This window comes from Aquaspirillum sp. LM1, assembly GCF_002002905.1.
Classification (GTDB): Bacteria; Pseudomonadota; Gammaproteobacteria; order Burkholderiales; family Aquaspirillaceae; genus Rivihabitans.
The window spans coordinates 2,826,045-2,852,147 of the sequence record NZ_CP019509.1 but is presented as its reverse complement, the minus strand read 5'-3'; the positions used below and the strand labels follow the sequence as shown (position 1 = coordinate 2,852,147).

Here is a 26,103-nt window from a genome sequence, read left to right as displayed (position 1 = left end):
TACATTCAGAAAAACAGTTAGGTTGGGCTTATGGTTGAGAATCTGTTAAGTCTGGCAATCTGGACGCCTATCGTGGCCGGGTTGCTGGTGCTGGCAACAGGAGGGGACAAGAATGCCGGTCTGGCGCGCTGGATTGCGCTGCTGGGCTCGCTGGCCGGTTTTGTCGTCTCCCTTCCCTTGTTTACCGGCTTCCAGTCGCTGAACGGTGGCATGCAATTCGTGGAGAACACCCCATGGATTGCCAGCCTGAACATTAATTACCATCTGGGCGTGGACGGCATTTCGATGCTGTTCGTGGTGCTCAACAGTTTCACCACCATGCTGGTGGTGCTGACTGGCTGGCAGGTCATCCAGAGCCGTGTGGCGCAGTACATGGCTGCCTTCCTGATCATGTCGGGCCTGATCAACGGTGCGTTTGCCGCACTCGATGCGATCCTGTTCTACGTGTTCTTTGAAGCCATGCTGATTCCGATGTACCTGATCATCGGTATCTGGGGTGGTCCGCGCCGGGTGTATGCGTCGATCAAGTTCTTCCTGTATACCCTGCTGGGTTCCCTGCTGATGCTGGTGGCGTTCATCTACCTGTATCACCTGGCAGGCAAGAGCTTTGAAATCCTCAAGTTCCACACCCTGGTGATTCCGCTGTCGGTGCAGCTCACCCTGTTTGTCGCCTTCTTCCTGTCGTTTGCGGTGAAGGTGCCGATGTGGCCGGTGCATACCTGGCTGCCGGATGCTCACGTCGAAGCGCCGACCGGGGGCTCGATGGTGCTGGCTGCCATCACCCTGAAGATTGGTGCCTACGGTTTCCTGCGGTTTGCCTTGCCGATTCTGCCGGATGCCTCGCGTGAAGTGGCACCGATCATGATTGCCCTGTCGCTGGTGGCGGTGGTGTATATCGGTCTGGTGGCGCTGGTGCAGACCGACATGAAGAAACTGGTGGCGTACTCGTCGATCTCGCACATGGGTTTTGTCACCCTGGGCATGTTCCTGTTTGCCGGCAACTCGCTGAACCAGTGGGCGCTGGAAGGCGCGCTGGTGCAGATGGTGTCGCACGGTTTTGTGTCTGCCGCAATGTTTATGTGTATCGGCGTGATGTATGACCGTCTGCACTCGCGCAATATCGCCGATTACGGCGGTGTGGCCAACAAGATGCCGATTTTTGCCGCCTTCTTCATGCTGTTTGCCATGGCCAACTCCGGCCTGCCGGCGACCAGTGGTTTTGTTGGCGAGTTCATGGTCATCATGGGCGCAGTGCAGGTGAACTTCTGGGTGGCGGCTGCGGCGGCAACCACGCTGATTTTTGGTGCGGCTTACACGCTGTGGATGTACAAGCGGGTAATCTTTGGCGACGTGGCCAATTCGCATGTGGGTGAGATGGAGGATGTCAACAAGCGTGAGTTCCTCGTGCTGGCCATCCTGGCTGTCGCTGTGCTGGGCATGGGTCTGTTGCCTGACCTGTTCGTGTCCAAGATGCACCTCTCGGTTAACGATCTGATCGCCCATGTGGCGCACAGCAAACTGCAATAAGAAGAGGAAAGAATCACGATGACTTGGGCTGATTTGAACCTGATGCCGGCATTGCCCGAGATATTCCTTCTCGCGGCAGTCTCGGTCATCCTGGTGCTGGACCTCTTTATCCCCGATGAAAAACGTGGGATTACCTACCTGCTGTCGCTGCTGACCCTGGCAGGCTGTGCAGTGATTACCCTGAGCACCTCCCTGCCGTACCCGGTGCTCACCCTGAGTGACATGTTTGTCGATGACCCGATGGCGGATCTGATCAAGGTGGCGATGTATGCCGCCACTGCCGCCACGCTGGTGTACTCGCGCCGCTATATTGCCGACCGTGGCTTCTATAATGGCGAGTTCTTCACCCTGTCGCTGTTTGCCCTGCTGGGCATGATGGTGATGGTCTCGGCTCACCACTTTCTGACCCTGTACATGGGGCTGGAACTGATGTCGCTGGCGCTGTATGCGCTGGTGGCGTTGCGTCGGGGGTCGGTGCCTGCCACCGAGGCTGCGATGAAGTACTTTGTGCTGGGCGCACTGGCGTCGGGGATGCTGCTGTACGGCATGTCGATGATCTACGGTGCCACCGGTACGCTGGACATTGCCAAGATTGCGGCTTCCCTGGCTGGCGGCTCGGCCAACATGACCCTGGCGCTGTTTGGTCTGGTGTTCATCGTGGCGGGTCTGGCGTTCAAGCTGGGTGCGGTACCGTTCCACATGTGGGTGCCTGACGTGTATCAGGGCGCGCCGACGGCTGTCACCCTGCTGATTGGCGGGGCACCGAAACTGGCGGCCTTTGTGTTTGTCGTGCGCATCCTGTCGCAAGGTCTGGAGCCGCTGCTGGTGCAATGGCAGGGCATGCTGATCATCCTGGCTGTGCTGTCGATGGCCATCGGTAACCTGACCGCCATTGCCCAGACCAATCTGAAGCGGATGCTGGCCTACTCGACCATTTCCCATATGGGTTTTCTGGTGCTGGGCATTCTGGCCGGCACGCCGGCAGGCCTGAGCGCATCGCTGTTCTATGCGGTGTCTTATGTGCTGATGGCGCTGGCTGGCTTCGGCATCCTGCTGCTGCTGTCGCGCGCCGGGGTAGACTGCGAAACGCTGGATGACCTGAAAGGCCTGAACCGTAAAAACAGCTGGTATGCCTTCCTGATGCTGGTGGTGATGTTCTCCATGGCCGGCATTCCGCCGATGGTGGGTTTCAACGCCAAGCTGGCGGTGCTCAAGTCGGTGGTCGACATTGGCCTGATCTGGCTGGCGGTGGTCGGTGTGGTGTTCTCGCTGATTGGCGCGTTCTACTACCTGCGTGTGGTCAAGGCCATGTACTTTGACGAAGCCAGCGATGCTGAACCGGTGGGTCAGGTGGGCATGGACATGCGCGTGGTGCTGTCGGTTAATGCCATTGCCCTGCTGGTGCTGGGTGTGGTGCCGGATGGCTTGTATGCGCTGTGCGTCGAAGCCATGAAGCAGTCCTTGCAGGTGCTGTAAGTCGCAGGGCACTTTCTGCGAAACAGGCAATCTGAATCATGCCGTCCGGTGCGCAAGCCCGGACGGCATGATTGTTTATCGCGACAGAAAAGGAATGTGATGGAAACCCGTGTGGCAATCGTGCTGCTCTGCGCCGCGCTGGCGGCCAACCTGCCCTTTGTGCTGAGCAAGGTGGCTGGCGTCTGGACCGTGCGCAACAAGCACGTAGGTTGGTGCCTGCTGGAGCTCGGTGTGCTCTATCTGGCGGTGGGCGGGCTGGCGTATGGGCTGGAAAGCCAGGTGTCGCCAGTGCATGTGCAAAAATGGCAGTTTTATGTGACGACGCTGGCCTTGTTTCTGGTGCTGGCTTTTCCGGGATTTATTGGCCGTTTCTTCTGGCGTCGGCGTAACTGAGCTGCTTGATTGGCCTCGGGAGGGCACCCGTGTTTGGTGGGAGCCCCCTGAGGGTTTGAGCGGCGGCGGGTTCAATAAAACCGTGGTTGGCCTTGCGGTCGGGTTTTAAAGCGTTTGTGCAGCCAGAAGTACTGTTCCGGTTGTTCCAGCACCTGTTGCTCGATAAAGGCATTCATCCGTCGGGTGTCGGCTTCCAGATCATCACTTGGGAAATTTTCCCAGGCTGGAAAAAATTCCAGCTCATAACGAAAGCCCACCCGGCGCGCCACGGCGGGAACCACCTTGGCCTTGGCCAGCCCGGCGATGCGAGATAATCCGGTGATGGTGGCGGCATCTTCGGCAAAAAACTTCACAAACACCGAGTCACGCGGGCCAAAGTCCTGGTCGGGCAGGTATAAGAACGGGGTATGGTCGCGCATGGCCTTGATGATTGAGCGCAGCCCTTCCTGACGCGAAACAATCTTGGCATTGTCAAAGCGGTTGCGTCCCTGATAAATCTGCGCGTTGAGCACCGGGTTTTTCTGGTTGGAGTACACGCTGACCAGCCGCTGGTCCAGATTCAGCCGTAGCGCGCACAATTCGAAAGCCACAAAATGCGGGTAAAGCACAATGGTATTGTGCTGGGCCTGTTCGTGCAGGTAATGAACGTTTTTCAGCGTCACCAGCCGGCGCAGGCGCGTCGGGCTGGCCCACCAGACCACCCCATATTCCAGGATGGATTGAACCAGATGCTGGCAGTGGCGCAAAATGATTTGCCGACGCGCCAGCGGGCTGAGCTGAGGAAAACACAGGCGCAGATTGATCAAGCCAACCCGGCGACGTTCGCGGGCGAGCAAATAGCCCAGGGTACCAAGCACTCGCCCTAGTACGGCCAGTACTGGCACCGGCATCCAGTGCAGCATCCATAACACAGCAATGGCAAGACGCATCATGATGAACTGGCTTCCATGGGCGGGGTGACACCTGTTGGTGTCTTGTAACGGTTGTAACTCCACAGATATTGGGCGGGTGCCTGGCGAATCAGGCTTTCCACCGCCTGATTCAGCCGACGGCCATCTTCGGCCTTATCGCCACTGAAGGGTTCCGGCAGGCGTTGCAACACCACTTCAAAGCCACGCCCCCACCCCAGACGGCGACCAAAAAACAGGATCACTTCCACATTGTCCATTTGGGCCAGTCGTGGCACCAGGGTCATGGTGTAGGCTGGGCGGCCAAAAAACGGTGCCCACACGCCATCGCCCTGACCTGGTACCTGATCGGGCAAGATAATGGTGGTTTGCCGGGCTTTCAGGGTTTTCATCACCATGCGCACGCCGGCTGCTGTGGCGGGCGCGGTATTGCCGCCATCACGTACCCGTCCGGCATTCATCAGCGGCTCCAGCCAGGCCAGCTTGGGGGGGCGGTACATCGCCATCAGTTCCACCGGTTGTGGACGCTGCATCAGGCGTTGCGACAGGTAACGCCCGGCAATGTCATAGTTGCCCAGATGGGGGGTGACAAAAATAATGCCCTTGTTTTGTGCTAGCGCTTCTTCCACAATGTTCCAATGATTACAGTTTTTCACCAGTCGGGCGATAGCAGCAGACGGTCTGCCCCAGGCAATCACCAGTTCCATCGCGCCCATGCCGGTGGCGCGGATGGCCTGGCGCAGCAGTTTCTGGCTGTGCGGATCGTTGGCCAGGCCGCTTTGTGCCAGGTTCTGCCGCATCCGCGCCGCATAGCCTGGGGAGCTGAGGTAAACTACCCAGCCCAGCGCGCTGCCGATGGCCTGCAACACGGCCAGTGGCAGACGCGACAGGATTGTGAACACTGCAATCAGCAATTTTGACATGACGAGCCAACGGGAAATCGGACGCAAGATTTTACCCGAATCGGAACCACCCTTCAGGACAATACGCAATGAGCGAGTACCTCTTTACTTCGGAATCGGTATCCGAAGGCCACCCGGACAAAGTTGCCGACCAAATCTCCGACGCCATCCTGGACGCCATTCTGGCTCAAGACAAACACGCTCGCGTGGCGGCAGAAACGCTGGTGAACACCGGGCTGGTGGTGCTGGCCGGCGAAATCACCACCCATGCCAATATCGATTACATCGGTGTGGCGCGGGAAACCATCCGCCGCATTGGCTATGACAGCTCGGATCTGGGCTTTGATGCCAAGGGCTGCGCCGTGCTGGTGGCGTATGACAAGCAGTCGCCGGACATTGCTCAGGGCGTGAACGAAGGCCAGGGCCTGGATCTGGATCAAGGCGCTGGCGACCAGGGGCTGATGTTTGGTTATGCCTGCGATGAAACCCCAACGCTGATGCCGTTCCCGATCTACTACGCCCACCGTCTGGTGCAGCGTCAGAGCGAACTGCGCAAGGATGGCCGCCTGCCGTGGCTGCGCCCGGACGCCAAGAGCCAGATCACCTGCGTGTACGACAGTGCAACCGGCTTGCCCAAGGTCATCGACACCGTGGTGCTGTCCACCCAGCACACCCCGGACATCGATCACAAGATGCTGACCGAAGCGGTGATTGAAGACATCATCAAGCCAGTGCTGCCCGCACATATGCTCACCGCCGATACCAAGTATCTGATCAACCCGACTGGCCGTTTTGTCATTGGCGGCCCGATGGGCGACTGCGGTCTGACTGGCCGCAAGATCATTGTGGACACCTATGGCGGCGCGGCCCCGCACGGTGGTGGTGCTTTCTCCGGCAAGGACCCGTCCAAGGTCGACCGTTCGGCTGCCTACGCCGGTCGCTATGTGGCGAAGAACATTGTGGCTGCCGGCCTGGCGCGCATGTGCCAGATTCAGGTTTCCTACGCCATCGGGATTGCCAAGCCCACCTCGATTTCGGTGGATACCTTTGGCACCGGCAAGCTGCCCAACGAAGCCATTGTCGAACTGGTCAAACAGCATTTCGACCTGCGCCCGAAGGGCATTGTGCAGATGCTTGACCTGTTGCGCCCGATTTACGGCAAAACGGCGGCTTATGGCCACTTTGGCCGCGAAGAACCGGAGTTCACCTGGGAAGCCACTGACAAGGCGGCGGCTCTGCGCGCTGACGCTGGCCTGTAACCCTGGCCATTCTGCTGCGCTGGCCGCGGATTGAGTGTGCCGGCGCGAGTGTCTTCTGACCGCTTGGCCTGGCACGCAGGGCTGGGCGGCCAGGCAAAATCACGTATAATTGCTGTTCATTCCGAGGAGCGCTGCAAGGCGTGGCCCACAAGGCTGCCCCCAGGCTCGGATTCAAACTGCGCTCACCTGAACCCCATGCCGGGCCCGGTATGCACGCACAGGTGAGCATTCCGCCCGGCCACCGCGTAGGAGTTTTCCATGAACGCCGTGGTCGACCTCAAGACCTTTACTGATTACAAAGTTGCTGACATTTCCCTGGCCGATTGGGGCCGCAAGGAAATTGCCATCGCTGAAACCGAAATGCCTGGCCTGATGGCGCTGCGCGAAGAATACAAAGGCCAGAAACCGCTGGCTGGGGCGCGCATCGTTGGCTGCCTGCACATGACCATTCAGACCGCCGTGCTGATTGAAACCCTGGTGGATCTGGGGGCTTCGGTACGCTGGTCGTCGTGCAATATCTTCTCCACCCAGGATCAGGCTGCTGCAGCCATCGCCGCTGTCGGCATTCCGGTGTTTGCCTGGAAGGGTGAAACCGAAGAGGAATTCTGGTGGTGCATTGAGCAAACCCTGCGCAGCCCGGACGGCTGGACGCCGAACATGATTCTGGACGATGGCGGCGACGTCACCGCCATCATGCACAGCAAATACCCGGAAATGCTGGACGAAGTGCGTGGCCTGTCGGAAGAAACCACCACTGGCGTGCACCGCCTGTACGACATGGTCAAGAAGGGCGAGCTGAAAGTCCCGGCTTTCAATGTCAACGACTCGGTGACCAAGTCCAAGTTCGACAACCTGTACGGCTGCCGCGAATCACTGGTAGATGGTATCAAGCGTGCTACCGACGTGATGATCGCTGGCAAGATCGCCGTGGTGTGTGGCTACGGTGACGTGGGCAAAGGCTCGGCCCAGTCCTTCCGTGGCCTGGGTGCGACTGTGTGGGTGACTGAAATCGACCCGATCTGCGCACTGCAAGCCGCGATGGAAGGCTACCGTGTGGTGACCATGGACGAAGCCGCTGCGCTGGGCGATATTTTTGTTACCGCTACCGGCAATGTCAATGTGATCACCCACGATCACATGCTGGCGATGAAGGACCAGGCGATTGTGTGCAATATCGGGCACTTCGACAGCGAAATCGACGTGGCTGGCCTGCGTCAGTACACTTGGGACAATATCAAGCCGCAAGTTGACCATATCATCTTCCCGGACGGCAAGCGCATCATCCTGCTGGCCGAAGGTCGTCTGGTCAACCTGGGCTGCGCTACCGGCCACCCGTCGTTCGTGATGAGCGCCTCGTTTACCAATCAGGTGATTGCCCAGATCGAACTGTGGCAAAATCCGGGCAAGTACCCGGTGGATGTGTATGTGCTGCCCAAGCATCTGGATGAAAAGGTTGCCCGTCTGCACCTGAAGAAGATTGGTGCCAACCTGACCGTGCTGAGCGATGATCAGGCCAGCTATCTGGGTCTGGACAAAGCCGGCCCGTACAAGCCGACGCACTACCGCTATTGATTTCTGTGTTGATGCACAGCAAAAAGGCCGGGCTTCCGGCCTTTTTGCTGTCAGCCTGACCCGGCGCGCTGCAGCGGCCAGGGGGGCAAACTTGATTATCGCGCCGCCGGGCGTCTGCCGCCCCTGGCCAACAGGAACCCTGTCATGCAATCACAATCGAATCCCCGTACCTTCAGTTTTGAGTTTTTTCCGGCCAAAACCCCGGAGGGCATGGCCAAGCTGCGCACCACCCGTCAGCAACTGGCCCAGTTCAAGCCGGAGTTTTTTTCCGTGACCTTTGGTGCTGGCGGCACCACCCGTGACCGCACGCTGGATACCGTGCTGGAAATCCGTGGCGAAGGCTACGCCGCTGCGCCGCATTTGTCGTGCATCGGCTCCAGCCGCGACAATATTCGCGCCATCCTCAACGAATACCGCAACCATGGCATCCGCCATATTGTGGCTTTGCGCGGCGATATTCCGTCCGGCATGCTGGAAGTGGGTGAGTTCCGCTTTGCCAATGAGCTGGTCGAGTTCATCCGCGCCGAACATGGCGAGCATTTCCACATTGAAGTGGCCGCCTACCCGGAATACCACCCGCAAGCGCGCACCGCCCACGAAGACCTGCGCAACTTTGCCAACAAGGTCAAGGCCGGGGCCAATTCGGCGATGACCCAGTATTTTTTCAATGCCGATGCCTACTTTGCCTTTGTCGATGAAGTGGGGGCGCTGGGGGTGGACATCCCGATCGTGCCGGGTATCATGCCGATCAATAACTTCAGCCAGCTGGCGCGTTTTTCCGACGCGTGCGGTGCGGAAATTCCGCGCTGGCTGCGCCTGAAGCTGCAAAGCTACGCCGACGACGTGCCGTCGATCCGTTCGCTGGGGCTGGATGTGGTGACCAATTTGTGCGACCGTCTGCTGGCCGGTGGTGCGCCGGGCCTGCACTTTTACACGCTGAATCAGGCTGGTGCCGTGTCAACCATCTGCCAGCGTCTGGGTTTGTAAGCTGCCGCCGGGGTGGTGCAAAAAGTGGATTTAACTGGATGAGACTGCGATGAGTGCTGAGTTTTCCCGTTCGCCCAAAGGCCGTCTGGCCGGGCTGATTTTCTGGAGCCGCTGGCTGCAATTGCCGATTTATCTTGGCCTGATTGTGGTACAGGGCGTGTATTCGTGGAAGTTCCTTTCCCAGCTGTACGAGCTGCTGGTGCATCTGGGGCAACTGACCGAAACCGAAATCATGCTGACTGTGCTGGGCCTGATCGACGTGGTGATGATTGCCAACCTGCTGCTGATGGTCACGGTGGGTGGTTACGAAACGTTTGTGTCGCGCTTGCGGGTGGATCACCACCCGGACCAGCCGGAGTGGCTGGACCATGTCAATGCGTCGGTGCTGAAGGTGAAACTGTCGATGGCGATCATCAGTATTTCGTCCATCCATCTGCTGCAAACCTTCATCAACGCCGGGCAATTACCGGAGCACACCATTAAATGGCAGCTTTTCCTGCATCTGGCGTTCTTGCTGTCGGCGGCGGCCATTGCCTATACCGACCGGCTGCTGCAGCACAGTCATCAGGCGGATGCCCATTGATGAAGCGCTGTTGACTGAGAGTGTCTGGCTGGTTTGTGTCCTTGCCCGTCGAAGATGACGCCAAGGGAACGATCCGGCCAAGCTTTCCATTTCGGAAAGTGAACATGCTAAGATTAGGCTCCTAAGAGTATCTCTACCATGCCCATGCGCGCTTTTTTTCTCATTCTTGCTTCACTGCTGGTGTTGTGCGTGCCGCGTGCAGGATGGGCAGCACAGGCCGCAACCCAGGATCCCCGTTCTACCATTCAGAAAATTTCTACTCCCGAGGGGGCAGAAACCAAGGATGCTCGCCCGGATGCGCCATTGTCGGTGATTCCCAAGGCCAAGGTGTCTGAGCTGAAAGCCTCCGGCTTGCTGGTGGAGGAGTTACCGTCAGAACCGCCGCTGGAGTTCCAGGCGTTTGTATCCCAGGCAAGTGGACGCAGCCTGCCATTGTTTGGCCGGGATTTTTTCTCCCGAGCGCCTGCTTCTTTTTCTCCTGTGGAAGAGGCTGCGCTCTCAGGAGATTATGTGATTGCCCCTGGCGATGAGATTCTGATTCGTGCCTGGGGGCAGGTGGAGATTGATTATCGATCCAAAGTTGACCGGGCGGGTAATATCAACATTCCCAAAGTGGGTGTGTTGCATGTGGCGGGTACTGAGTATCGCCAACTGAATAGCTATCTACGTACCGCGATTGGCCGGGTATTTCGTAATTTTGAATTGAACGTATCATTGGGTGAGTTACGTTCCGTGCAGGTTTTTCTAGTGGGGCACGCACGTTTTCCTGGTAGTTATTCAATCAGTCCAATGAGCACCCTGCTCAGTGCTTTATTTGCTACCGGCGGGCCTTCTAATAAAGGCTCATTGCGTCGGATTTATGTGCGCCGCAATAATCAGCTGATTGCTGAATTTGATCTTTATGACTTCCTGTTACGTGGCGACAAGTCCAAAGACATTCGCTTGCTATCGGGCGATGTTATCCAGGTTTTGCCCGTGGGACCACTGGTCGCGCTGATGGGCAGTGTCAATACGCAAGCCATATTTGAGCTGAAAAAAGGGGAGTCGCTCGCTCATGTACTTGAGTCCGCTGGTGGCATGACAACAACAGCGGCAGGTCAGCGCGTCACACTTGAGCGTATTGTTGAACGTAGTTTACGCAAAATTGAAGAGTTTACTTTAGACCCTGATGGATTGGCGCGTCCGGTTCGGGATGGTGATATTGTCCGGGTATACGCTATTTCGCCAAAAATCGAGAATGTGGTGACCTTGCGTGGCAATGTGGCCATGCCTGCCAATGTGCCATGGCGCAAGGGAATGCGCATCAGTGACCTGATTCCTGAGCGTGCAGCCTTGCTGCGTCCAGAATATTGGGTGGCGCGCAATCAGGCGATGGGTCTCAAGATCGACAAGGAAAGTGATTTCAAGCCTCGAGTGACGGGTGAGGTGAACTGGGCATACGCAGTGGTGGAGCGGATGCATCCCGTGACCCAGGCAGTGACGTTGATTCCATTCAATCTGGCCAAGGCTGTTTTGCAGCGTGAACCTGCCGCCAACTTGCTGCTGATGCCGGGTGACGTGGTGACGGTGTTTGGCCGGGAGGATATCCGCCAGCCAGAGGAAAGCCATGATCGCTTTGTGCGTCTGGAAGGAGAAGTGCAGGCACCTGGTTTGTACCGTTTGCTGCCAGGAGAAACCGTACGCCAGCTGATCAAGCGGCTGGGCGGGTTGACGCCCAATGCTTATCTGTTTGGAACTGAGCTGACGCGTGTCTCTGCTCGTGCTTTTCAGCAAGCAAGAATGACGGAGCTGATTGCCCGTCTGGATGTGCAAATGGAATTTGAAAATATTGTTACCACTCGGAACAGCTCCAGCGGTCAGGATGTTGCCGAGTCGCGTGATGGTGAGGTTCGTCGCCGATTTTTGGCTGCGCTGGGTGGTTTACAGGCATCTGGCCGGGTGCTGATGAATATCGACCCTAAAACCAAAGATATTAATAGTATTCCTGACGTACCTTTAGAAGATGGTGATCGTCTGTTCTTTCCGCCTCGGGCCAAGGTGGTGACGGTGGTCGGGGCTGTTCATCGCGAGTCATCCGTATCATTTCAGGAGTCACTGAGCCTGTCTGACTATATTGCCCGTGCTGGTGGAGAAGGAAGAGAAGCAGACAGTTCTGCGATCTATGTTCAGCGTGCTGATGGCTCGATCTGGAGCCGCAAGCAATCCATGTGGCCAATCAGTTCTGTCACCATTATGCCTGGTGATACGATTGTGGTGCCCTACGAAACTGACCGGACGCTTTGGCGGAAATTCCTGCGTGACTGGGGGCAGATCTTTTATCAGTTTGGTATTGGGATTGCCGCAGTGAACGCGATGAATAAGTGAGGTTTTAGTTTATGTCCTCACAAGAACCCATGGTGGCGGCTGACAAAAAAGCGCTCTTGTCTGAAGATGGCACATCCCACGCCAATGCTGCAAAGTTTCACCCGTTAGATATTGTGCTGGCCTTGCTCAGGCATAAGCTATGGCTGTTGCTTGGACCTATGGTGGCTGTCGCAATTGCCTTGGTGTTTCTCTCCTTTCAGGAGCCCCGCTATAGCGCAATTGCCCGGTTGCTCCCGCCTAAAACCAAACCCAACACCGCGACCATGCTTAATCAGACCGGCTCGCTGGCCGGGGCGGGGGTCGGGGGGGTGCTAGAAGGGCAAAAGCCGGTAAACGATATGTATCTGGCTATTTTACAGAGTCGAGCAGCGGCTGATTTTATCGAAAGCAATTTTGAGTTGCGCAAGCGCTGGAATATTGCGTCTCTGGAGCAGGTGTATAACCGGCTATTCGGTATGGTCAAAATTACACCCAGCCCTAACGGGATTATTAATATTGAAGTCGAGGATTCTGATCCTGTCTGGGCAGCAAAAATTGCCAATGGATATGCCGATGCTTTGCAGTCTATTACGCAGGAACTGGCTGTCAATGATGCATCCAAACGCAGGTTGTTTTATGAGCAACAGATGCATGTTTCCCTGCAGCAACTGACTGCAGCAGAAATGGCTTTGCGCAAGATTCAGCAGGAAACGGGGGTGCTCAAACTGGATAACCAAATTCAGATGGCTATTCAGGAAAGCGGTCGCTTGCGTGCAGAAATTGCCGCCAAAGAAACTGAAATGTCAGCCATGAAAGCTTTTGCGACTGAGCAGAATTCTGATTATCTGCGGCTGAAGTTTGAAGTAGAAGCATTGAAAAAACAACTGGCACAATGGCGTCAGCCGATACAGACAACCCCTGATATTTCTTTACAGGCTTCCGAAGGGTTGTTGCCTGAAATCTCTATGGAGTATGTCAAAAAATTCCGCGAAGTAAAAAATCTTGAGTTGGTATATGAGTTGTTTTTAAAAGAGCTACAGCTGACTCGAATTGACCAAGTCAAAGACGCGACCATGATTGAATTGCTGGATCGGGCAATTCCTTCTTCAACTGCTTCTTACCCCAGAAAACGGCGAGCGGTGTCCTTGGCAGCATTGGTGGGGTTTTTAGTCAGCGTTTTTGGTGTGCTAGTTTATGAGTTGATTAGTATTCAGTTGCGTGATGAAGAAAATATGCGCCGCGTTCGCATGATTGGTGATGCATTGCGCTGGAAGAGGCCAGCCATGCCGTCACGGATGAATTTCAAGTTTAAGTGGAAGAAAAAATGAACAGTGTGATGCTAGTGACTGGCGGGGCTGGGTTTATTGGGAGTAATTTTGTACACGAATGGTTTCGCCAGCATCCTGAAGGGCATGTGGTGGTGCTTGATGCGCTGACGTATGCGGGACATCGCGAAAGCTTGGCCGGTCTGGAAGGGCGGCCAGGCTTTCAGTTTATCCATGGCGATATCGCTGACATGGCCTGTGTCAGCGCCATTCTGGCTGAGCATCAGCCGGCGGCCTTGGTGAATTTTGCCGCAGAAAGCCATGTGGATCGTTCCATTCATGGGCCGGGTGATTTCATCCGCACCAATGTCAACGGCACGTTCACCCTACTGGAGGCTGCGCGCAGCTACTGGCAGGGCCTGTCGGCGTCGGCGCAGGCGGCATTCCGCTTTTTGCACGTTTCGACCGATGAAGTCTATGGCTCGCTGTCGGCAGACGATGCGCCGTTTGCTGAAACCCATCCCTATCAGCCCAATAGCCCGTACTCTGCTTCCAAGGCCGCTTCGGATCACTTGGTGCGAGCATGGTTCCACACCTACGGCTTGCCGGTGCTGACCACCAATTGCTCGAACAATTATGGACCTTTTCATTATCCGGAAAAACTGATTCCGCTGGTGATCCTCAATGCGCTGGCCGGACGACCGCTGCCGATTTACGGTAATGGCAGCAATGTGCGTGACTGGCTGTTTGTCACGGATCATTGCGCGGCAATTCGCCGGGTGCTGGCTGCCGGCGTGCCAGGTGAAACGTATAATGTGGGCGGCTGGAATGAAAAAACCAATCTGGAGGTGGTGCATACTATTTGCGCCCGTCTGGATGCATTGCACCCTCGCGAGGATGGCAAATCCTACGCCGAGCAGATTCAGTTTGTCACCGACCGCCCGGGGCATGACCAGCGTTACGCCATTGATGCCAGCAAGCTGGCGCGTGAGCTGGGCTGGAAGCCGGAAGAAACCTTTGAAACCGGCATTGAAAAAACGGTTCACTGGTATCTGGAGCACCAAGATTGGGTGCGCGCTGTAACCGGCGGGGCATTTGATGCTTGGTTAAAGAATCATTATAAATAATTGAGTGAAGCAATCATGAAACGAAAAGGTATTATTCTGGCTGGCGGCAGTGGCACCCGCCTGTACCCGGCGACGCTGGCGGTGTCCAAACAACTGCTGCCGGTATACGACAAGCCGATGATTTATTACCCGCTCAGCACGCTGCTGCTCGCCGGGATTCAGGACATCCTGATTATTTCCACGCCGCAGGATACCCCGCGCTTTGCCCAGCTGCTCGGTGATGGTAGCCAATGGGGTGTGTCGTTTTCCTATGCCGTGCAGCCCAGCCCGGATGGCCTGGCGCAAGCTTTTCTGATTGGTGAGGAATTTCTGGCGGGCGCGCCGTCGGCGCTGGTGTTGGGCGACAATATCTTTTATGGCCACGCGCTGGGCGAGCTGCTTGGGCGCGCCAATGCCAAGACCACTGGCGCTTCAGTGTTTGCCTATCAGGTAAACGACCCTGAGCGCTATGGTGTGGTGGAATTTGACCGTGAAGGTCAGGCGCTCAGCCTGGAAGAAAAACCTAGCAAGCCCAAGTCCCGGTTTGCCGTGACTGGCCTGTATTTTTATGATGAACAAGTGGTGGAGATTGCCCGCAGTATCCGCCCTTCGGCGCGCGGTGAGTTGGAAATTACCGATGTCAACCGGGTGTATCTGGAACAAGGCCAGCTGGATGTACAACTGATGCGCCGAGGTTACGCCTGGCTGGATACCGGCACACATGATTCGATGCTAGAGGCCGGCCAGTTCATTCAAACCCTGGAAAAACGCCAGGGCTTGAAAGTGGCCTGTCCGGAAGAAATTGCCTGGCGGCAAGGCTGGATCAACGCTGCCCAGCTGGAAAGCCTGGCGGCTCCGCTGGCGAAAACCGGATATGGCATGTATCTGCAGCAGTTGCTGGCCGAGGAGCGGGCATGATGGCGGCCAATCCGATTGCGTTTCTTGATCTGAAAGCCAGCAATGCCCAGTATCGTGAGGCATTGCTGGAAGCGTGCGCCCGGGTGATTGATTCCGGCTGGTATATCCAGGGGCAGGAAGTCAGCGCGTTTGAACAGGCGTTTGCCCAGTATTGTGGCAGTCGGCACGCCATTGGCGTCAGCAACGGCCTGGATGCCTTGCACCTGATCTTGCGCGCCATGGAGATTGGCGCGGGCGACGAGGTGATTGTGCCGTCCAATACCTATATAGCCACCTGGCTGGCCGTCACCCAGGCGGGGGCGCTACCAGTGCCGGTTGAGCCCGATCCAGCCACCTACAATATTGATCCTGCTCGCCTGGAAGCCGCCATTACCCCGCGCACCAAGGCCATCATGGCAGTGCATCTGTACGGCCAGCCGGCAGACATGGCGGCGGTGCTGGCCATTGCCGATCAGTATGGGCTGAAGGTGATCGAAGATGCCGCCCAGGCGCATGGTGCCCGCTATCAGGGCCGGCGCACCGGCACGCTGGCGCATGCCGCAGGCTTCAGTTTTTATCCGGGTAAAAACCTTGGCGCACTGGGCGATGCTGGCGCAGTGACCACCGATGACGATGTGCTGGCTGAACGCATTCGCATGCTGGCCAATTATGGCTCCAGAGTCAAATACCAGCATGCCTTGCAAGGCTATAACTGCCGGCTGGATGAGTTACAAGCGGCGTTGCTGGCAGTCAAGCTGCCGCATCTGGATGGCGATATCGCCCACCGTCAGCAGATTGCCGGTTTTTACCAGCGTGAACTGGCCGACTTACCTTTGGTGTTACCGACGGTGCTGTCTGGCGCTGAGCCTGTCTGGCATTTATACGTTGTGCAAACCCCGCGCCGTGACGCCCTGCAACAGGCGTTAGCTGCTGCTGGCGTGGGCACCTTGATTCATTATCCGGTGCCGCCGCATTTGCAGCCGGCCTATGCCAACCTGGGCTTGGCCGCAGGGGCATTACCAATCGCCGAAGCTATTCATCACCAGGTGCTGAGCTTGCCGATGGGGCCGACGCTGACTCTGGAGCAGGCCGCGCTGGTGGTGGCTGCCTGCCGCGATTTTTTCGCAAAAGGGTGAGGCATGACGACTGACCCTGAGACAATCGCTCATCCTGTCTTTACCGTACTGACACCGTGCTACAACTCAGTCGGATTGATTCATCGCGTCTATGACAGCCTGTGCGCGCAGACGCTGCGCAGTTTTGAATGGGTGGTGATCGATGACGCGTCCACGGATGACACCCTGGCGCGTCTGCGAGCCTATCAGGCGCAAGCGGATTTTCCCGTGCGCATCATTGAGCACTCGGAAAACCGCATGGTCCTGGCCGGGTTCAATGCCGGCATTGCTGCGGCACGCGGTGAGTTCATCATCCTGGCGGGCCACGACGACGCCTTTGTGCCAGAAGCGCTGGCGCGACTGTACGAAGCCTGGTTGTCCATTCCTCCTGCCGAGCGCGCCGGGGTTTCTGGCGTATCGAGCCGGTGCTGCGATCAATATGGCAAGCTGATTGGTCGCCCTTATGCGCAATCTCCTTGGTTGACCGACATGTTTACGGTGTTTTTTCAGCATCACTACCTGGGGGAGAAATGGGGGATGGCGCGGCGTGACATTCTGCAAGACCCGCATTTCCGCTTCCGTGACGATATTGACCGTTATGTTCCCGAACAGCACGTTTGGCTCAGCATTGCACTGCATTACCGGGCACTGTTCATTAACGATGCATTGCGGGTGTATTTCATCAATCAGACTTCGCATGAATCGCTGTCATCCATGCACAAGATTCGCTATGTGAAGGGGCAGCGCTTTGCCGCCATGCTGTGCCTGAATGACTTTTTCTGGCGCGTCTGGCCGGACAAGCGTACGGTGTTGGTCTCCTTACTCATGTACGTTCGCTTATCCATTCACGCCCGGATGGGTTTCTGGCCAACCGTGCGGGATGTTCGCCCTGTATTTCAGCGTGTATTGGTGGCCTTGGCCTATCCCGCAGGGCTGGCGATTGCCTGGAATGATCGACGGAAGGGGCGCATTTGAGCGTCCTTAAACGCGATATATGGCGCACCATGAGCCGTACCGTGGGGGCCAAGCTGTATAGTTTGACCATTGGTGTGCTGACCTTGATGCTGACTGCGCGCTGGTTGGGCCCGGATGGACGAGGGGAGTACGCTGCCGTGCTGGCTTGGGCAAGCGCCTTTGTTGGCATTGCGCATTGCAGCCTGGCTGAAGTGGCTTCCCAGCGCCTTTCTGGCCATGCGCACGAAGAACGTTTTCGCTCGGTGGCCATGGCCTTGGTCTATGCGTGCCTTGCGCTCTCCGGCATCGCTTGGCTGGTTGCCTTGCTGTTGTGGCATCTGCGTCCAGAAATGTTTGGCCAGTTGTCGCCTGGCTTGCTGGCGTTAGCCTTGGCTTATCTACCTTGGATGATCTGGGAGATTTACGGCACGGTTTTGCTGGTCATGAGTGAGCGCATTGTACTGGGCAATATCAGTTTGGTGCTCGGTCGGACAGTGTCAATTACCTGTGTGTTGTTGGCTGTGGCTGTCTGGGATTTTGGCATTGTCGGGGTACTGTTGGCTGGGTTGGCTGGCCAGATTGTGATTTCTTCTGGTGGCATTTGGCTGGTGTGGCGGCGTTGTGCCCAGTATTTCCCTTCCTGGTCTGCTATTCGGGCAGAGTTCAAGCCCTTGCTTTCTGGCAGTGCCCGTCTGCATTTAAATGCGCTGGGGGCTATCTTATTGAATACCACAGGTACCCTGATGATTGCCAGTACAGTTGGGGTGCGTGAAGCAGGGTTTTTCCAGCTTGCCCAGCAATTGATGAATATATTGCTAGTGGTTTCGCAATCGGCTTCACAAGTATTGTATGGTCGGCAGGGAACGCTGGGGCCAGATGGCGTGTGGCGACTGCAGCGCAAGATGATCTTGCTGATTGTGTTATTAACTATGGGCATGGGGCTCATGGTCGCATTAAGCGCTTCTTACTGGCTACCCTGGGTTGCTGGACCAGGTTATGAGTCTGCTGCACCACTTTTGCTGGCTTTGGTGCCTGTACTGGTATTCCTGAGTTTTTCTTCTATTATGGCTTCCCAATGGATTGGTCGTGGATTGTTTTTGTCTACTTCGATCATTACATTGACCGTCGGTGGCGTGAATCTATTGGTTTCTTCGATTTTGATCCCGAAAATTGGCATCATGGGTGCTGTTTATGGCCAAATGTTTGCATTGGCCATCGCCGTGTTCACTAATGGTGGGATGGCCCTATGGTGTGAGCGTCGGTTTCGCCAGCACAGGGTAAAGGTGACCGAATGAAGGTATTACTGCTAGGCGAATTTAGTGCGCTACATAAGAATTTGTGTGATGGTCTGCTGGAGTTGGGGCATGATGCCCGTGTAGCATCGATGGGAGATGGCTGGAAGCACATTCCGACTGACATTATGCTGGGTAGCCGGGCATCTGGTGTGCGTGGTCGTATTGGCCGCATTATAAACCCGCTGCTGGCTTTGCCTCGTTTGGTTAATTATGATGTGATTCAAATTATCAACCCCATTTTGTTTAGTACTCAGTTTGGCTATAACGAAAAGATGCTTAAGTTTCTGCTTGAACATAACCAAAAAGCTTTTCTGGTTGGCGCTGGCTGTGATGCTTTTTACTGGAAGGAAGGGCGTGAGCGATTGCGCTATGGCCCTTTTGATGATGTGGAACATTATGAGCTCAATGACGATCCAGGCCCATGGCAGGCACCTGAGCGCCGCGCATTCAATCTCTGGCTGGCCAATCGTGTGGATGGGATTATTCCTATCATGTACGATTATTGGGTTGGATATCAGAATCTGTCTAGGCTGAAAAAGCCATTGCCTATTCCAATCAATGTAGAGAAGATTGCTTGCCAGGAAAATCTACTGAGACATGGTAAGCTGGTGGTGTTTCATGGTTTGATTCGTGAGGGCTTCAAGGGTACTCATCATGTTCGTGCTGCATTTGACATCTTGCGCAAGAAATACCCGAATGATGTGGAGTGTATTATTCAGGGTGGCTTGCCGCTTCATGAGTATATGAACTTGTTATCAACCGTGAACGTGGTGGTGGATCAAACTTCCTCACATGGAAGTGGCGTGAACGGATTGTTTTCCCTGGCACTGGGCAAAGTGGTGTTAGGCGGTAATGAGTCAGAGCATCAGCAGCTGATGTATGGGGAAGACCTGTGCCCGATTCGCAATATTTTGCCGGAGCCAGAATCGATTGTGGCCCAAGTGGAAGCCATTCTGGCACAGCGTGATCAATTGCCGGCACTGGGTCTGGCTGGGCGTGAGTTTGTGCTGCGCCAGCACGATTATCGGCATGTGGCTGCCCGCTATGTGGATGTCTGGCAGGCCGGAGGAAGCGCATGAGTGCGCCATTGGATGTATTGTTTCTGATTCGTTCTCTGCATCTTGGCGGTGCAGAGCGGCAGCTGACGCTGCTGGTCTTGGCCATGCATGCTGCCGGGCATCGGGTGCGTGTAGCCACTTTTTATGATGGGGGGGCATTTGAGCGCGATCTGAATCAAGCAGGCGTCCCGGTGCTGAGTTTGCATAAATCAGGTCGGTGGGATGTATTGCCATTTTTTTGGCGACTGGTTTGCTTGCTGCGTCAGGAAAATCCTAAAATTGTGCACGGCTATTTGCCGATGTCGAATGTGCTGCTCTGGTTGGCGCGTTATTTTGCGCCGGCTTGCAAGCTGGTCTGGGGCGTGCGCGTTTCTGATTTTGACCCAAGTCAGTATGGGTGGATGGGGCGTTTAGAAAGCTGGCTGGAAACCCGGTTAGCCTGTTTTCCTGACCTGATTATTTGTAATTCCTGGAAAGGGCTATCGCTAGTGCGCCACCGCGGTTTTCCAGAGTCCAATACGGTCTGTGTTCCTAATGGCATTGATACCCGGCGCTTTCGCTCAGACCCCTTGTCCGGTGCACGGATCCGTAAGCAATGGGGTATTGCACCCGAATGCTTTGTTTTTGGGTTGATGGGGCGTTTGGATCCGGTAAAAAATCATCCTGGGTTTATTACCGCTGCTGCACGTTTGGCTGCCGAGTTTTCTGAGCTAAATTTTGTCTGTGTCGGCCCAGGGCCAGATGTCTATCGCCAGCACTTGCAGGCATTGGCCAATGCTGCTGGGCTGTCTGCCAGAATGATTTTTCCTGGTGCGTGCCATGATATGCCATCGGCTTATAATGCCTTGGACGTTTTTGTTTCGGCATCCCTCTCCGAGGGATCGCCCAATGTGTTAGGCGAAGCCATGGCCTGTGGGGTACAAGTGATTAGCACCGATGTCGGTGATGCGGCCTGGCTGATGGCAGATTATGGGGAAATTGTACCCCCTGGTAATGTAGATGCGTTATACCTTGCTATGCGGCAGATGTATTTACAGCGTGCGCTACCTAGGAAAAACCCACATGAGCGAATTATCGAAGTATTTGACCTCACATTTTTGGAGCAGCGAACAGTTACCTTGCTATCAGAATTGTCTGGGGTGAAGTAATTTTGTACCATTGTCACCATCAGCAGATCAATCTGGCACCGGTGAGGGTGCTGGGGGTCTGGGCGTAGCGGATGCTGGCTCCAAATCTGCCGCAGGAAGAACATCAGGAAAGGTAGCATCATGTGTGGATTGGCTGGCGTGATCTGGCGACATAAACCAGCAGTGGAGAGTCTGGAGTTAGTGGGGCACCGCATGGCGCAGTCGCTCCAGCATCGCGGTCCGGATGATCATGGCGTATGGTTTGATCCCGAACTTTCAGTGTTGCTGGTGCATACGCGCTTGTCCATTGTGGACTTGTCGCCAGCAGGTCATCAACCTATGATTTCCAGCTGCCAGCGTTATGTGTTGGTGTTTAATGGTGAGATCTACAACCATCTTGATATGCGTGCTGAACTGGGCGCGTACGACTGGCGGGGTCACTCTGATACAGAAACCTTATTGGTGGGTTTTGCTCGCTGGGGTGTACAGGCTACTGTTGAGCGTACAGTGGGCATGTTTGCTTTTGCCTTGTGGGATAGGCAAACGCGCACGTTAACCTTGGGGCGTGATCGCCTGGGTGAAAAACCACTGTATTACGGTTGGCATGGCGATGCTTTTCTTTTTAGTTCAGAGCTCAAGGCCATGGATGCCTGCCCAGGTTTTCAGCCACAGATCAATCGCAATGCGGTTGCGCTCTATTTGCGGCATAGTGTTATTCCTTCGCCATATTCTATCTGGCAAGGGATTGCCAAACTGGAGCCTGGCTGTATTGCCGTTCTGGATTGGGCTGCGGTGGTAAGTGCACGCCCCCCTGAACCGCTGGTGTATTGGTCCTTGTCCGAAGTTGCATGTTCAGGACATTCAAGTTCGCTGGATGTTTGTGAGGCTGAAGCGATCCAGTTACTGGATCAGACCATTACTAGGGCAGTTGGTGGACAGTTACTGGCAGATGTGCCGTTGGGTGCTTTTTTATCTGGCGGTATTGATTCATCGCTGATTGTGTCCATGATGCAAAAGCAGTCAGCTCAGCCAGTTAAAACTTTCTCGATTGGTTTTGATGTGCCAGGGTTTAATGAAGCCGAGCATGCCAAGGCTGTGGCCCTGCATCTTGGTACTGAGCATACTGAGCTGTATGTCAAGCCAGATGATGCGCTGGAGGTGATTCCGCGCTTGCCTGCATTGTACGATGAGCCATTTGCCGACAGTTCTCAGATCCCCACCTTCTTGGTTAGTCAACTCGCTCGTCAACAGGTGACGGTTGCATTGTCCGGCGATGGTGGGGATGAGTTATTTTTTGGCTATACCCGTTACCTGCAGATGCAAAAGCTGGTTGCTACCTTGAAAAAAATGCCTGATAGCTTGCGTCTGCTCAGTGGTGCTGGGCTGCAAAAAATGTCACCCAGTAGTTTTGGCCGAATTTATCGAGCGTTAATGCCGATGTTGCCAGCTGCGTTGCGCGCAAAATATCCCGAAGACAAGCTAAATCGTCTTCAGCATATTCTGGCCGCTCGGGGGGATGAGGCTACATACCAAGCATTAATTTCGCACTGGGCTGACCCTGCCAGTGTGGTGAAGGGCGCACATGAGCCTAGCACCTGGCTAACCGGGCGCAAGCCAGTGCCAATTGAATTGTCGTTGGCAGAGAAGTGCATGTTGCTGGACAGTTTGTCATATTTGCCCGATGACATTCTGACCAAGGTGGATCGTGCTGCCATGGGTGTGAGCCTGGAGACTCGAGTCCCCTTACTGGACCATAGAGTGGTTGAACTGGCTTGGCGCTTACCAATGCGCTACAAGCTGCGCGGTGATCAAGGCAAGTGGTTATTGCGTCAGGTACTATATCAGTATGTTCCAAAGGCCATTATTGATCGGCCAAAAATGGGCTTTGGTATTCCCGTTGGAGAGTGGTTACTGGGGCCGCTGCGTGAATGGGCTGATGCTCTGCTGGATCCTGTACGTTTGAAGCAGGAAGATATTTTTGATGCGGATCGGGTGGCGTGGGTATGGCGTGATTTTGTGGCTGGCCGCACCAATGCCCAATATTTGCTTTGGGATATTTTGATGTTTCAGGCTTGGCTGGAGAGCCGTCGGCATGTTTTCTCCTGAAGAAATTGCCAATTTGCTGACTGTTTTGTGCTTGCTGGTAGGTCTGCGATTGACCAACCGTCTAGGCACGCTGGCTTTTTGGGTGTTTCTCGGTAGAACAGCCATGGTGTTTTTAACTAACGATGTGTTGTTTCCCGTATCATATATGCCTGATCAATTGGGTTATGTGCGTTGTGCTAATATGCGCAGAGGAGGGGATGCCGAGTGGTGTATGGCATTGGCTGGGGTCAATGTATTGAATGCTTCCTGGTTTTTTACCCTGTTTCCTTTGCCATACATTTATAGTGTTCGATCCACTTCATTAATGAATTTGACGCTGATTGTCTGTTTGTATGTTTATTTGAATAGGCAGGGCTTTCTTTCCGAGCGTAGTCAGCTTTTTTATCTGTTTTACCCCAGTTTTGTGCTTTATGCTGCAATTGGGGGGCGTGATGTGCTGATTATGGTGTGCATGTTTATGGCTATCTATAATCTGATTGAAAAAAGAAATGTTTTTTTGGGGCTGCTATGGGTGTTGCCACTATTCATGATTAAGCTGCAGAATGCTATGATGGTGCTGGTGCCTTTTGCGATGAGTTTGATTGCAGGTAAATCAAAATCTAGAATGATTTTGGCTATTGTTCTAGGAGGTGTTTTTGCTTTGGTGATGCTATTGGGTGTCGGATTCTTGGCTGACCTAAACAAATACCGTAAGTCTTTTTATGCCGAGGATGGCGGGGTGGGCGAGGTGCCGCTACTGTCTTCTGGCGTGATCTTGCCTTTTGAACTGCTGTCTGGGGCGATTGGCGTCATGTTGATGCCTCTTCCATGGCAGGCGGGTAAGGCTTTTCAGCTAGTTCAGAGTATAGAAAATTTGGTGATGATGGGGTTGATGGTGTCTTTCTGGCGGCGTCAAGCCAAACCTGGAATGGAGAATATTTTTCTCAATTTAAAAATTTTTATGGTGTCTTCCATGATGATTTATGGTGCGGTAGTGTTCAATTATGGCACGGCAGCGCGTTATCGGTTTCCATTTGTCTTGTTGTTTATTTTGTTTGCTGATCGGTTGACACTTCCGCCTAAGCAAAAAACGTAGTCCTGGGTTGTTGGTTATATGAAATGATTCGGAATGGTAAATAAAAGTGCATGGTTAGGGATGTGCTGGAAAAATCGTCATTCCCGCGAATGCAGGAATTCAGTATTTTGGTTTTGCTGCGTTTTGCTTTTTGGAAAATGATTTTTCTGAATAAATTAGTGCATCCTTAGAAGATAAAGCTGGGTTTTTTGTGTGGCATGGCATGCAAAAAGAATTGCTGTTTCTCATGAGGGTGAGATTGTAGACTCTCGGTTTTTCTGTGTTTTGCTTCTGGTGGCAATGATTTTTGAACTCATCAGCGTTTCTCTGTGTTCTCACGTTATGAGTATTGGCCGGAGGTATCGGTGGAAGGTGTGATTGGTGAAAAAAAAATTAATTGTAAATGCTGATGATTTTGGGCTTTCGCCATCGGTGAATCAAGCTATTTTAGATGTGTTTTTACAGGGTAATCTGACATCCACCACATTGATGGTGAATATGCCGGGCACCGAGCACGCGCTGGCCATGGCCCGCCAGTATCCTGCGCTGAGTGTGGGCTTACATTTTTGCCTGACCGAAGGGAAGGCAATAACTGGCGTATCATCTTTGACTGATCAGGCAGGGGTGTTTTTTTCTCGTAAAACGCTACTTGCGCGGTGTGCCTCTGGTCAGGTGAGGGTGGCTGATATTCGTGCTGAATTTCGGGCGCAGGTCGATTTTTTTTCTCGTCATCAATTGACTCTGGCTCATATTGATTCACATCAGCATGCACATATGACTCCGCTAGTATTTTTTGCGATTTTATCTGAGGTCAATCGGCTGCAGGTTCCTATTCGTTTGGCATTTTCTTCGGCACCGTTTCACTTGTTGTGGCAACGCCCTGTGCGTTTTTTTAAGCAAGGTGTTTTGCGTATGGTTACGGCTGTCTATAAAATGATGTTGCGTGTACCAACAAACGATGCATTAATTTCCGTGCATGATTTGGGTAAAATGCAATTTGCTGTTGAAGATTATCTTCAATTGATGAAGCAGAGTAGGGGGCAGTGTGTTGAGCTATTTATTCACCCCTATCGCTCCGGTCCTGATCTTCAGGCGCTATATGCTGATTCTTGGGAGGCTCATGCCGAATTTATCGGAAAATGTTATGCTGAACATCATGTTTTGGCTGTCGAAAACGTACTGAGTAAATTCGAAGGTGAGGTAACCACATATGCAAAAATCTGATGGTATTCGTGTTTTTGAGGCTAGTCGATCTGATGTTCCTCGCATCAAAGAGTTAATCAGGGTTGAGAATAATGAACCTTCGGTTTCTGAGCACTACCTCGATTGGTGGTATTTTCAGGCTCCAGGGTGCCCTCCCAGTTTAGTGGTGGCTGAGGATGCCAGTGGACAACTGGTTGGGGTTACCACTATGCGGAATTTTCCTTTGTGCTATCGTGGTGATGCTGTGCAGATGGCGATGCCGCAGAAAGTATTAACGGCAGAAAGTGTACGTGGTAAAGGTTTGTTCGGTCGTCTTTACCGAGAGGCAGAGGCGGTGAATGCTCGCCAGTCAGTGATTAATTTTCTGGCGTTTCCCAATTTGGTGGCTCGCCCAATCTACTTGACCAAATTTGACTACATTGTCGGGAAAAGTCCGGATATCTGGCTAATCCCTTTGCCTGGGGCAGTTTTTCGCCCATCAGCCAAGTTGCATGAGCGTTTTGACTCTAATGTCTTGCAAGCTTACGCTGGCCAGAAGATTGAAAATGTATTTATTAAAGATGCCGAGTACTTGCATTGGCGGTATGAAAAAAATCCACCGGAAAAGCCAGTATATAAGGTTCCTTTATACGCTGATCGAGAGTTGGTTGGTTATGCCATCTTGGCGGTCAAGTTTAAAAAGGGAATTCCTTTGGCGTGTTTAATGGACATGTTTTATCGGCCTGGTGTAGAAGCCCAGGGATTTGTTCATCAGGTAAAGCAGGCTGCAGCCTCTATTGGGGCGTACGCATTACTCGTTCTGGAGCATCCAGCGTTAGTCTGTTTTCGAGATACTTGGATGACGTATACGGTTAAAAACAAATTTAATTTTATTGTCAAGGGGCAGGATGCAGCATGGGCTACCGATTTGTCCAATCGTCGGTTTGGGTTTACCTTTGGCGACATGGATTTTATTTAACTTAATACTCACTCA

At 54.2% G+C, this 26,103-nt stretch carries 22 protein-coding genes and 1 riboswitch; of the genes, 20 read left to right on the top strand and 2 right to left on the bottom strand.

The genetic code is table 11. The features are described from left to right. Positions 1-30: 30 nt before the first annotated feature. The 3 genes from BXU06_RS12165 to BXU06_RS12155 all read left to right on the top strand — a co-directional run bounded on the left by BXU06_RS12165 (position 31) and on the right by BXU06_RS12155 (position 3,396). Positions 31-1,527 carry an NADH-quinone oxidoreductase subunit M gene (locus BXU06_RS12165; protein ID WP_077299939.1) on the top strand — a complete coding sequence of 499 codons (1,497 nt, stop codon included), beginning with the start codon at positions 31-33 and terminating at the stop codon, positions 1,525-1,527. Between the two features lie 18 nt (positions 1,528-1,545). After that, entirely contained in the window at positions 1,546-3,003 is a 1,458-nt protein-coding gene (gene nuoN / locus BXU06_RS12160) for an NADH-quinone oxidoreductase subunit NuoN (RefSeq protein ID WP_077299936.1), read from the top strand. Positions 3,004-3,102: 99 nt separating this feature from the next. Further along, a complete protein-coding gene (locus BXU06_RS12155) occupies positions 3,103-3,396 on the top strand; it encodes a DUF2818 family protein (protein ID WP_077299933.1) in 294 nt (97 codons plus the stop codon). Between the two features lie 71 nt (positions 3,397-3,467). Here BXU06_RS12155 and BXU06_RS12150 read toward each other — a convergent pair whose 3' ends face one another. Then, complete coding sequence (locus BXU06_RS12150; protein WP_077302859.1) at positions 3,468-4,325, bottom strand: lipid A biosynthesis lauroyl acyltransferase; 858 nt, start codon at positions 4,323-4,325, stop codon at positions 3,468-3,470. After that, positions 4,325-5,227, bottom strand: coding sequence for a lysophospholipid acyltransferase family protein (locus BXU06_RS12145; protein ID WP_077299930.1), 903 nt, complete (start codon positions 5,225-5,227; stop codon positions 4,325-4,327). The genes BXU06_RS12150 and BXU06_RS12145 overlap by 1 nt, the downstream gene beginning before the upstream one ends. A gap of 68 nt (positions 5,228-5,295) precedes the next feature. On the opposite strand from BXU06_RS12145, the gene metK reads away from it, so the two are divergent. From metK to BXU06_RS12060, 17 genes are all read left to right on the top strand, one after another. Beyond that, entirely contained in the window at positions 5,296-6,465 is a 1,170-nt protein-coding gene (gene metK / locus BXU06_RS12140) for a methionine adenosyltransferase (protein WP_077299927.1), read from the top strand. 117 nt (positions 6,466-6,582) lie between these two features. Continuing rightward, positions 6,583-6,656, top strand: a riboswitch (S-adenosyl-L-homocysteine riboswitch). 67 nt (positions 6,657-6,723) lie between these two features. Beyond that, positions 6,724-8,037: an adenosylhomocysteinase gene (gene ahcY / locus BXU06_RS12135; RefSeq protein WP_077299924.1), complete on the top strand. Its 1,314-nt coding sequence runs from the start codon at positions 6,724-6,726 to the stop codon at positions 8,035-8,037. A 144-nt stretch (positions 8,038-8,181) separates the two neighbouring features. Beyond that, positions 8,182-9,024 carry a methylenetetrahydrofolate reductase [NAD(P)H] gene (gene metF, locus BXU06_RS12130; protein WP_077299921.1) on the top strand — a complete coding sequence of 281 codons (843 nt, stop codon included), beginning with the start codon at positions 8,182-8,184 and terminating at the stop codon, positions 9,022-9,024. A gap of 49 nt (positions 9,025-9,073) precedes the next feature. After that, positions 9,074-9,607, top strand: a complete 534-nt coding sequence (locus tag BXU06_RS12125; protein WP_077299918.1) for a TIGR00645 family protein — start codon at positions 9,074-9,076, stop codon at positions 9,605-9,607. 138 nt (positions 9,608-9,745) lie between these two features. Continuing rightward, entirely contained in the window at positions 9,746-11,971 is a 2,226-nt protein-coding gene (locus BXU06_RS12120) for an SLBB domain-containing protein (RefSeq protein WP_077299915.1), read from the top strand. An 11-nt stretch (positions 11,972-11,982) separates the two neighbouring features. After that, positions 11,983-13,278 (top strand): Wzz/FepE/Etk N-terminal domain-containing protein, encoded by a 1,296-nt coding sequence (locus BXU06_RS12115; protein WP_077299913.1) that lies wholly within the window; start codon positions 11,983-11,985, stop codon positions 13,276-13,278. Beyond that, entirely contained in the window at positions 13,275-14,342 is a 1,068-nt protein-coding gene (gene rfbB, locus BXU06_RS12110; protein ID WP_077299910.1) for a dTDP-glucose 4,6-dehydratase, read from the top strand. The genes BXU06_RS12115 and rfbB overlap by 4 nt, the downstream gene beginning before the upstream one ends. Positions 14,343-14,357: 15 nt before the next feature. After that, positions 14,358-15,239 (top strand): glucose-1-phosphate thymidylyltransferase RfbA, encoded by an 882-nt coding sequence (gene rfbA / locus BXU06_RS12105; protein ID WP_077299907.1) that lies wholly within the window; start codon positions 14,358-14,360, stop codon positions 15,237-15,239. Next, a complete protein-coding gene (locus BXU06_RS12100; RefSeq protein ID WP_253189458.1) occupies positions 15,236-16,354 on the top strand; it encodes a DegT/DnrJ/EryC1/StrS aminotransferase family protein in 1,119 nt (372 codons plus the stop codon). The genes rfbA and BXU06_RS12100 overlap by 4 nt, the downstream gene beginning before the upstream one ends. A gap of 3 nt (positions 16,355-16,357) precedes the next feature. After that, complete coding sequence (locus BXU06_RS12095; protein WP_077299903.1) at positions 16,358-17,308, top strand: glycosyltransferase family 2 protein; 951 nt, start codon at positions 16,358-16,360, stop codon at positions 17,306-17,308. 29 nt (positions 17,309-17,337) lie between these two features. After that, a complete protein-coding gene (locus BXU06_RS12090) occupies positions 17,338-18,582 on the top strand; it encodes a lipopolysaccharide biosynthesis protein (protein WP_077299900.1) in 1,245 nt (414 codons plus the stop codon). Continuing rightward, a complete protein-coding gene (locus tag BXU06_RS12085; protein ID WP_150125196.1) occupies positions 18,579-19,661 on the top strand; it encodes a glycosyltransferase in 1,083 nt (360 codons plus the stop codon). The genes BXU06_RS12090 and BXU06_RS12085 overlap by 4 nt, the downstream gene beginning before the upstream one ends. After that, positions 19,658-20,788, top strand: a complete 1,131-nt coding sequence (locus tag BXU06_RS12080) for a glycosyltransferase (RefSeq protein WP_077299894.1) — start codon at positions 19,658-19,660, stop codon at positions 20,786-20,788. The genes BXU06_RS12085 and BXU06_RS12080 overlap by 4 nt, the downstream gene beginning before the upstream one ends. Positions 20,789-20,908: 120 nt before the next feature. Further along, on the top strand, positions 20,909-22,873 hold the full coding sequence (asnB, locus tag BXU06_RS12075) for an asparagine synthase (glutamine-hydrolyzing) (RefSeq protein WP_077299891.1): 1,965 nt from the start codon (positions 20,909-20,911) through the stop codon (positions 22,871-22,873). Beyond that, positions 22,860-23,948 carry a hypothetical protein gene (locus BXU06_RS12070; RefSeq protein ID WP_150125195.1) on the top strand — a complete coding sequence of 363 codons (1,089 nt, stop codon included), beginning with the start codon at positions 22,860-22,862 and terminating at the stop codon, positions 23,946-23,948. Before asnB ends, BXU06_RS12070 begins: the two co-directional genes overlap by 14 nt. Before the next feature lie 360 nt (positions 23,949-24,308). After that, a complete protein-coding gene (locus BXU06_RS12065) occupies positions 24,309-25,151 on the top strand; it encodes a carbohydrate deacetylase (RefSeq protein WP_171982216.1) in 843 nt (280 codons plus the stop codon). Further along, a complete protein-coding gene (locus tag BXU06_RS12060; protein WP_150125194.1) occupies positions 25,138-26,088 on the top strand; it encodes a hypothetical protein in 951 nt (316 codons plus the stop codon). Before BXU06_RS12065 ends, BXU06_RS12060 begins: the two co-directional genes overlap by 14 nt. Positions 26,089-26,103 lie beyond the last annotated feature (15 nt).

Coding starts and splice junctions, on each gene's coding strand:
- BXU06_RS12165 (WP_077299939.1), top strand. CDS start 31: ATGGTTGAGAATCTGTTAAGTCTGGCAATCTGGACGCCTATCGTGGCC.
- nuoN (WP_077299936.1), top strand. CDS start 1,546: ATGACTTGGGCTGATTTGAACCTGATGCCGGCATTGCCCGAGATATTC.
- BXU06_RS12155 (WP_077299933.1), top strand. CDS start 3,103: ATGGAAACCCGTGTGGCAATCGTGCTGCTCTGCGCCGCGCTGGCGGCC.
- BXU06_RS12150 (WP_077302859.1), bottom strand. CDS start 4,325: ATGCGTCTTGCCATTGCTGTGTTATGGATGCTGCACTGGATGCCGGTG.
- BXU06_RS12145 (WP_077299930.1), bottom strand. CDS start 5,227: ATGTCAAAATTGCTGATTGCAGTGTTCACAATCCTGTCGCGTCTGCCA.
- metK (WP_077299927.1), top strand. CDS start 5,296: ATGAGCGAGTACCTCTTTACTTCGGAATCGGTATCCGAAGGCCACCCG.
- ahcY (WP_077299924.1), top strand. CDS start 6,724: ATGAACGCCGTGGTCGACCTCAAGACCTTTACTGATTACAAAGTTGCT.
- metF (WP_077299921.1), top strand. CDS start 8,182: ATGCAATCACAATCGAATCCCCGTACCTTCAGTTTTGAGTTTTTTCCG.
- BXU06_RS12125 (WP_077299918.1), top strand. CDS start 9,074: ATGAGTGCTGAGTTTTCCCGTTCGCCCAAAGGCCGTCTGGCCGGGCTG.
- BXU06_RS12120 (WP_077299915.1), top strand. CDS start 9,746: ATGCCCATGCGCGCTTTTTTTCTCATTCTTGCTTCACTGCTGGTGTTG.
- BXU06_RS12115 (WP_077299913.1), top strand. CDS start 11,983: ATGTCCTCACAAGAACCCATGGTGGCGGCTGACAAAAAAGCGCTCTTG.
- rfbB (WP_077299910.1), top strand. CDS start 13,275: ATGAACAGTGTGATGCTAGTGACTGGCGGGGCTGGGTTTATTGGGAGT.
- rfbA (WP_077299907.1), top strand. CDS start 14,358: ATGAAACGAAAAGGTATTATTCTGGCTGGCGGCAGTGGCACCCGCCTG.
- BXU06_RS12100 (WP_253189458.1), top strand. CDS start 15,236: ATGATGGCGGCCAATCCGATTGCGTTTCTTGATCTGAAAGCCAGCAAT.
- BXU06_RS12095 (WP_077299903.1), top strand. CDS start 16,358: ATGACGACTGACCCTGAGACAATCGCTCATCCTGTCTTTACCGTACTG.
- BXU06_RS12090 (WP_077299900.1), top strand. CDS start 17,338: ATGAGCCGTACCGTGGGGGCCAAGCTGTATAGTTTGACCATTGGTGTG.
- BXU06_RS12085 (WP_150125196.1), top strand. CDS start 18,579: ATGAAGGTATTACTGCTAGGCGAATTTAGTGCGCTACATAAGAATTTG.
- BXU06_RS12080 (WP_077299894.1), top strand. CDS start 19,658: ATGAGTGCGCCATTGGATGTATTGTTTCTGATTCGTTCTCTGCATCTT.
- asnB (WP_077299891.1), top strand. CDS start 20,909: ATGTGTGGATTGGCTGGCGTGATCTGGCGACATAAACCAGCAGTGGAG.
- BXU06_RS12070 (WP_150125195.1), top strand. CDS start 22,860: ATGTTTTCTCCTGAAGAAATTGCCAATTTGCTGACTGTTTTGTGCTTG.
- BXU06_RS12060 (WP_150125194.1), top strand. CDS start 25,138: ATGCAAAAATCTGATGGTATTCGTGTTTTTGAGGCTAGTCGATCTGAT.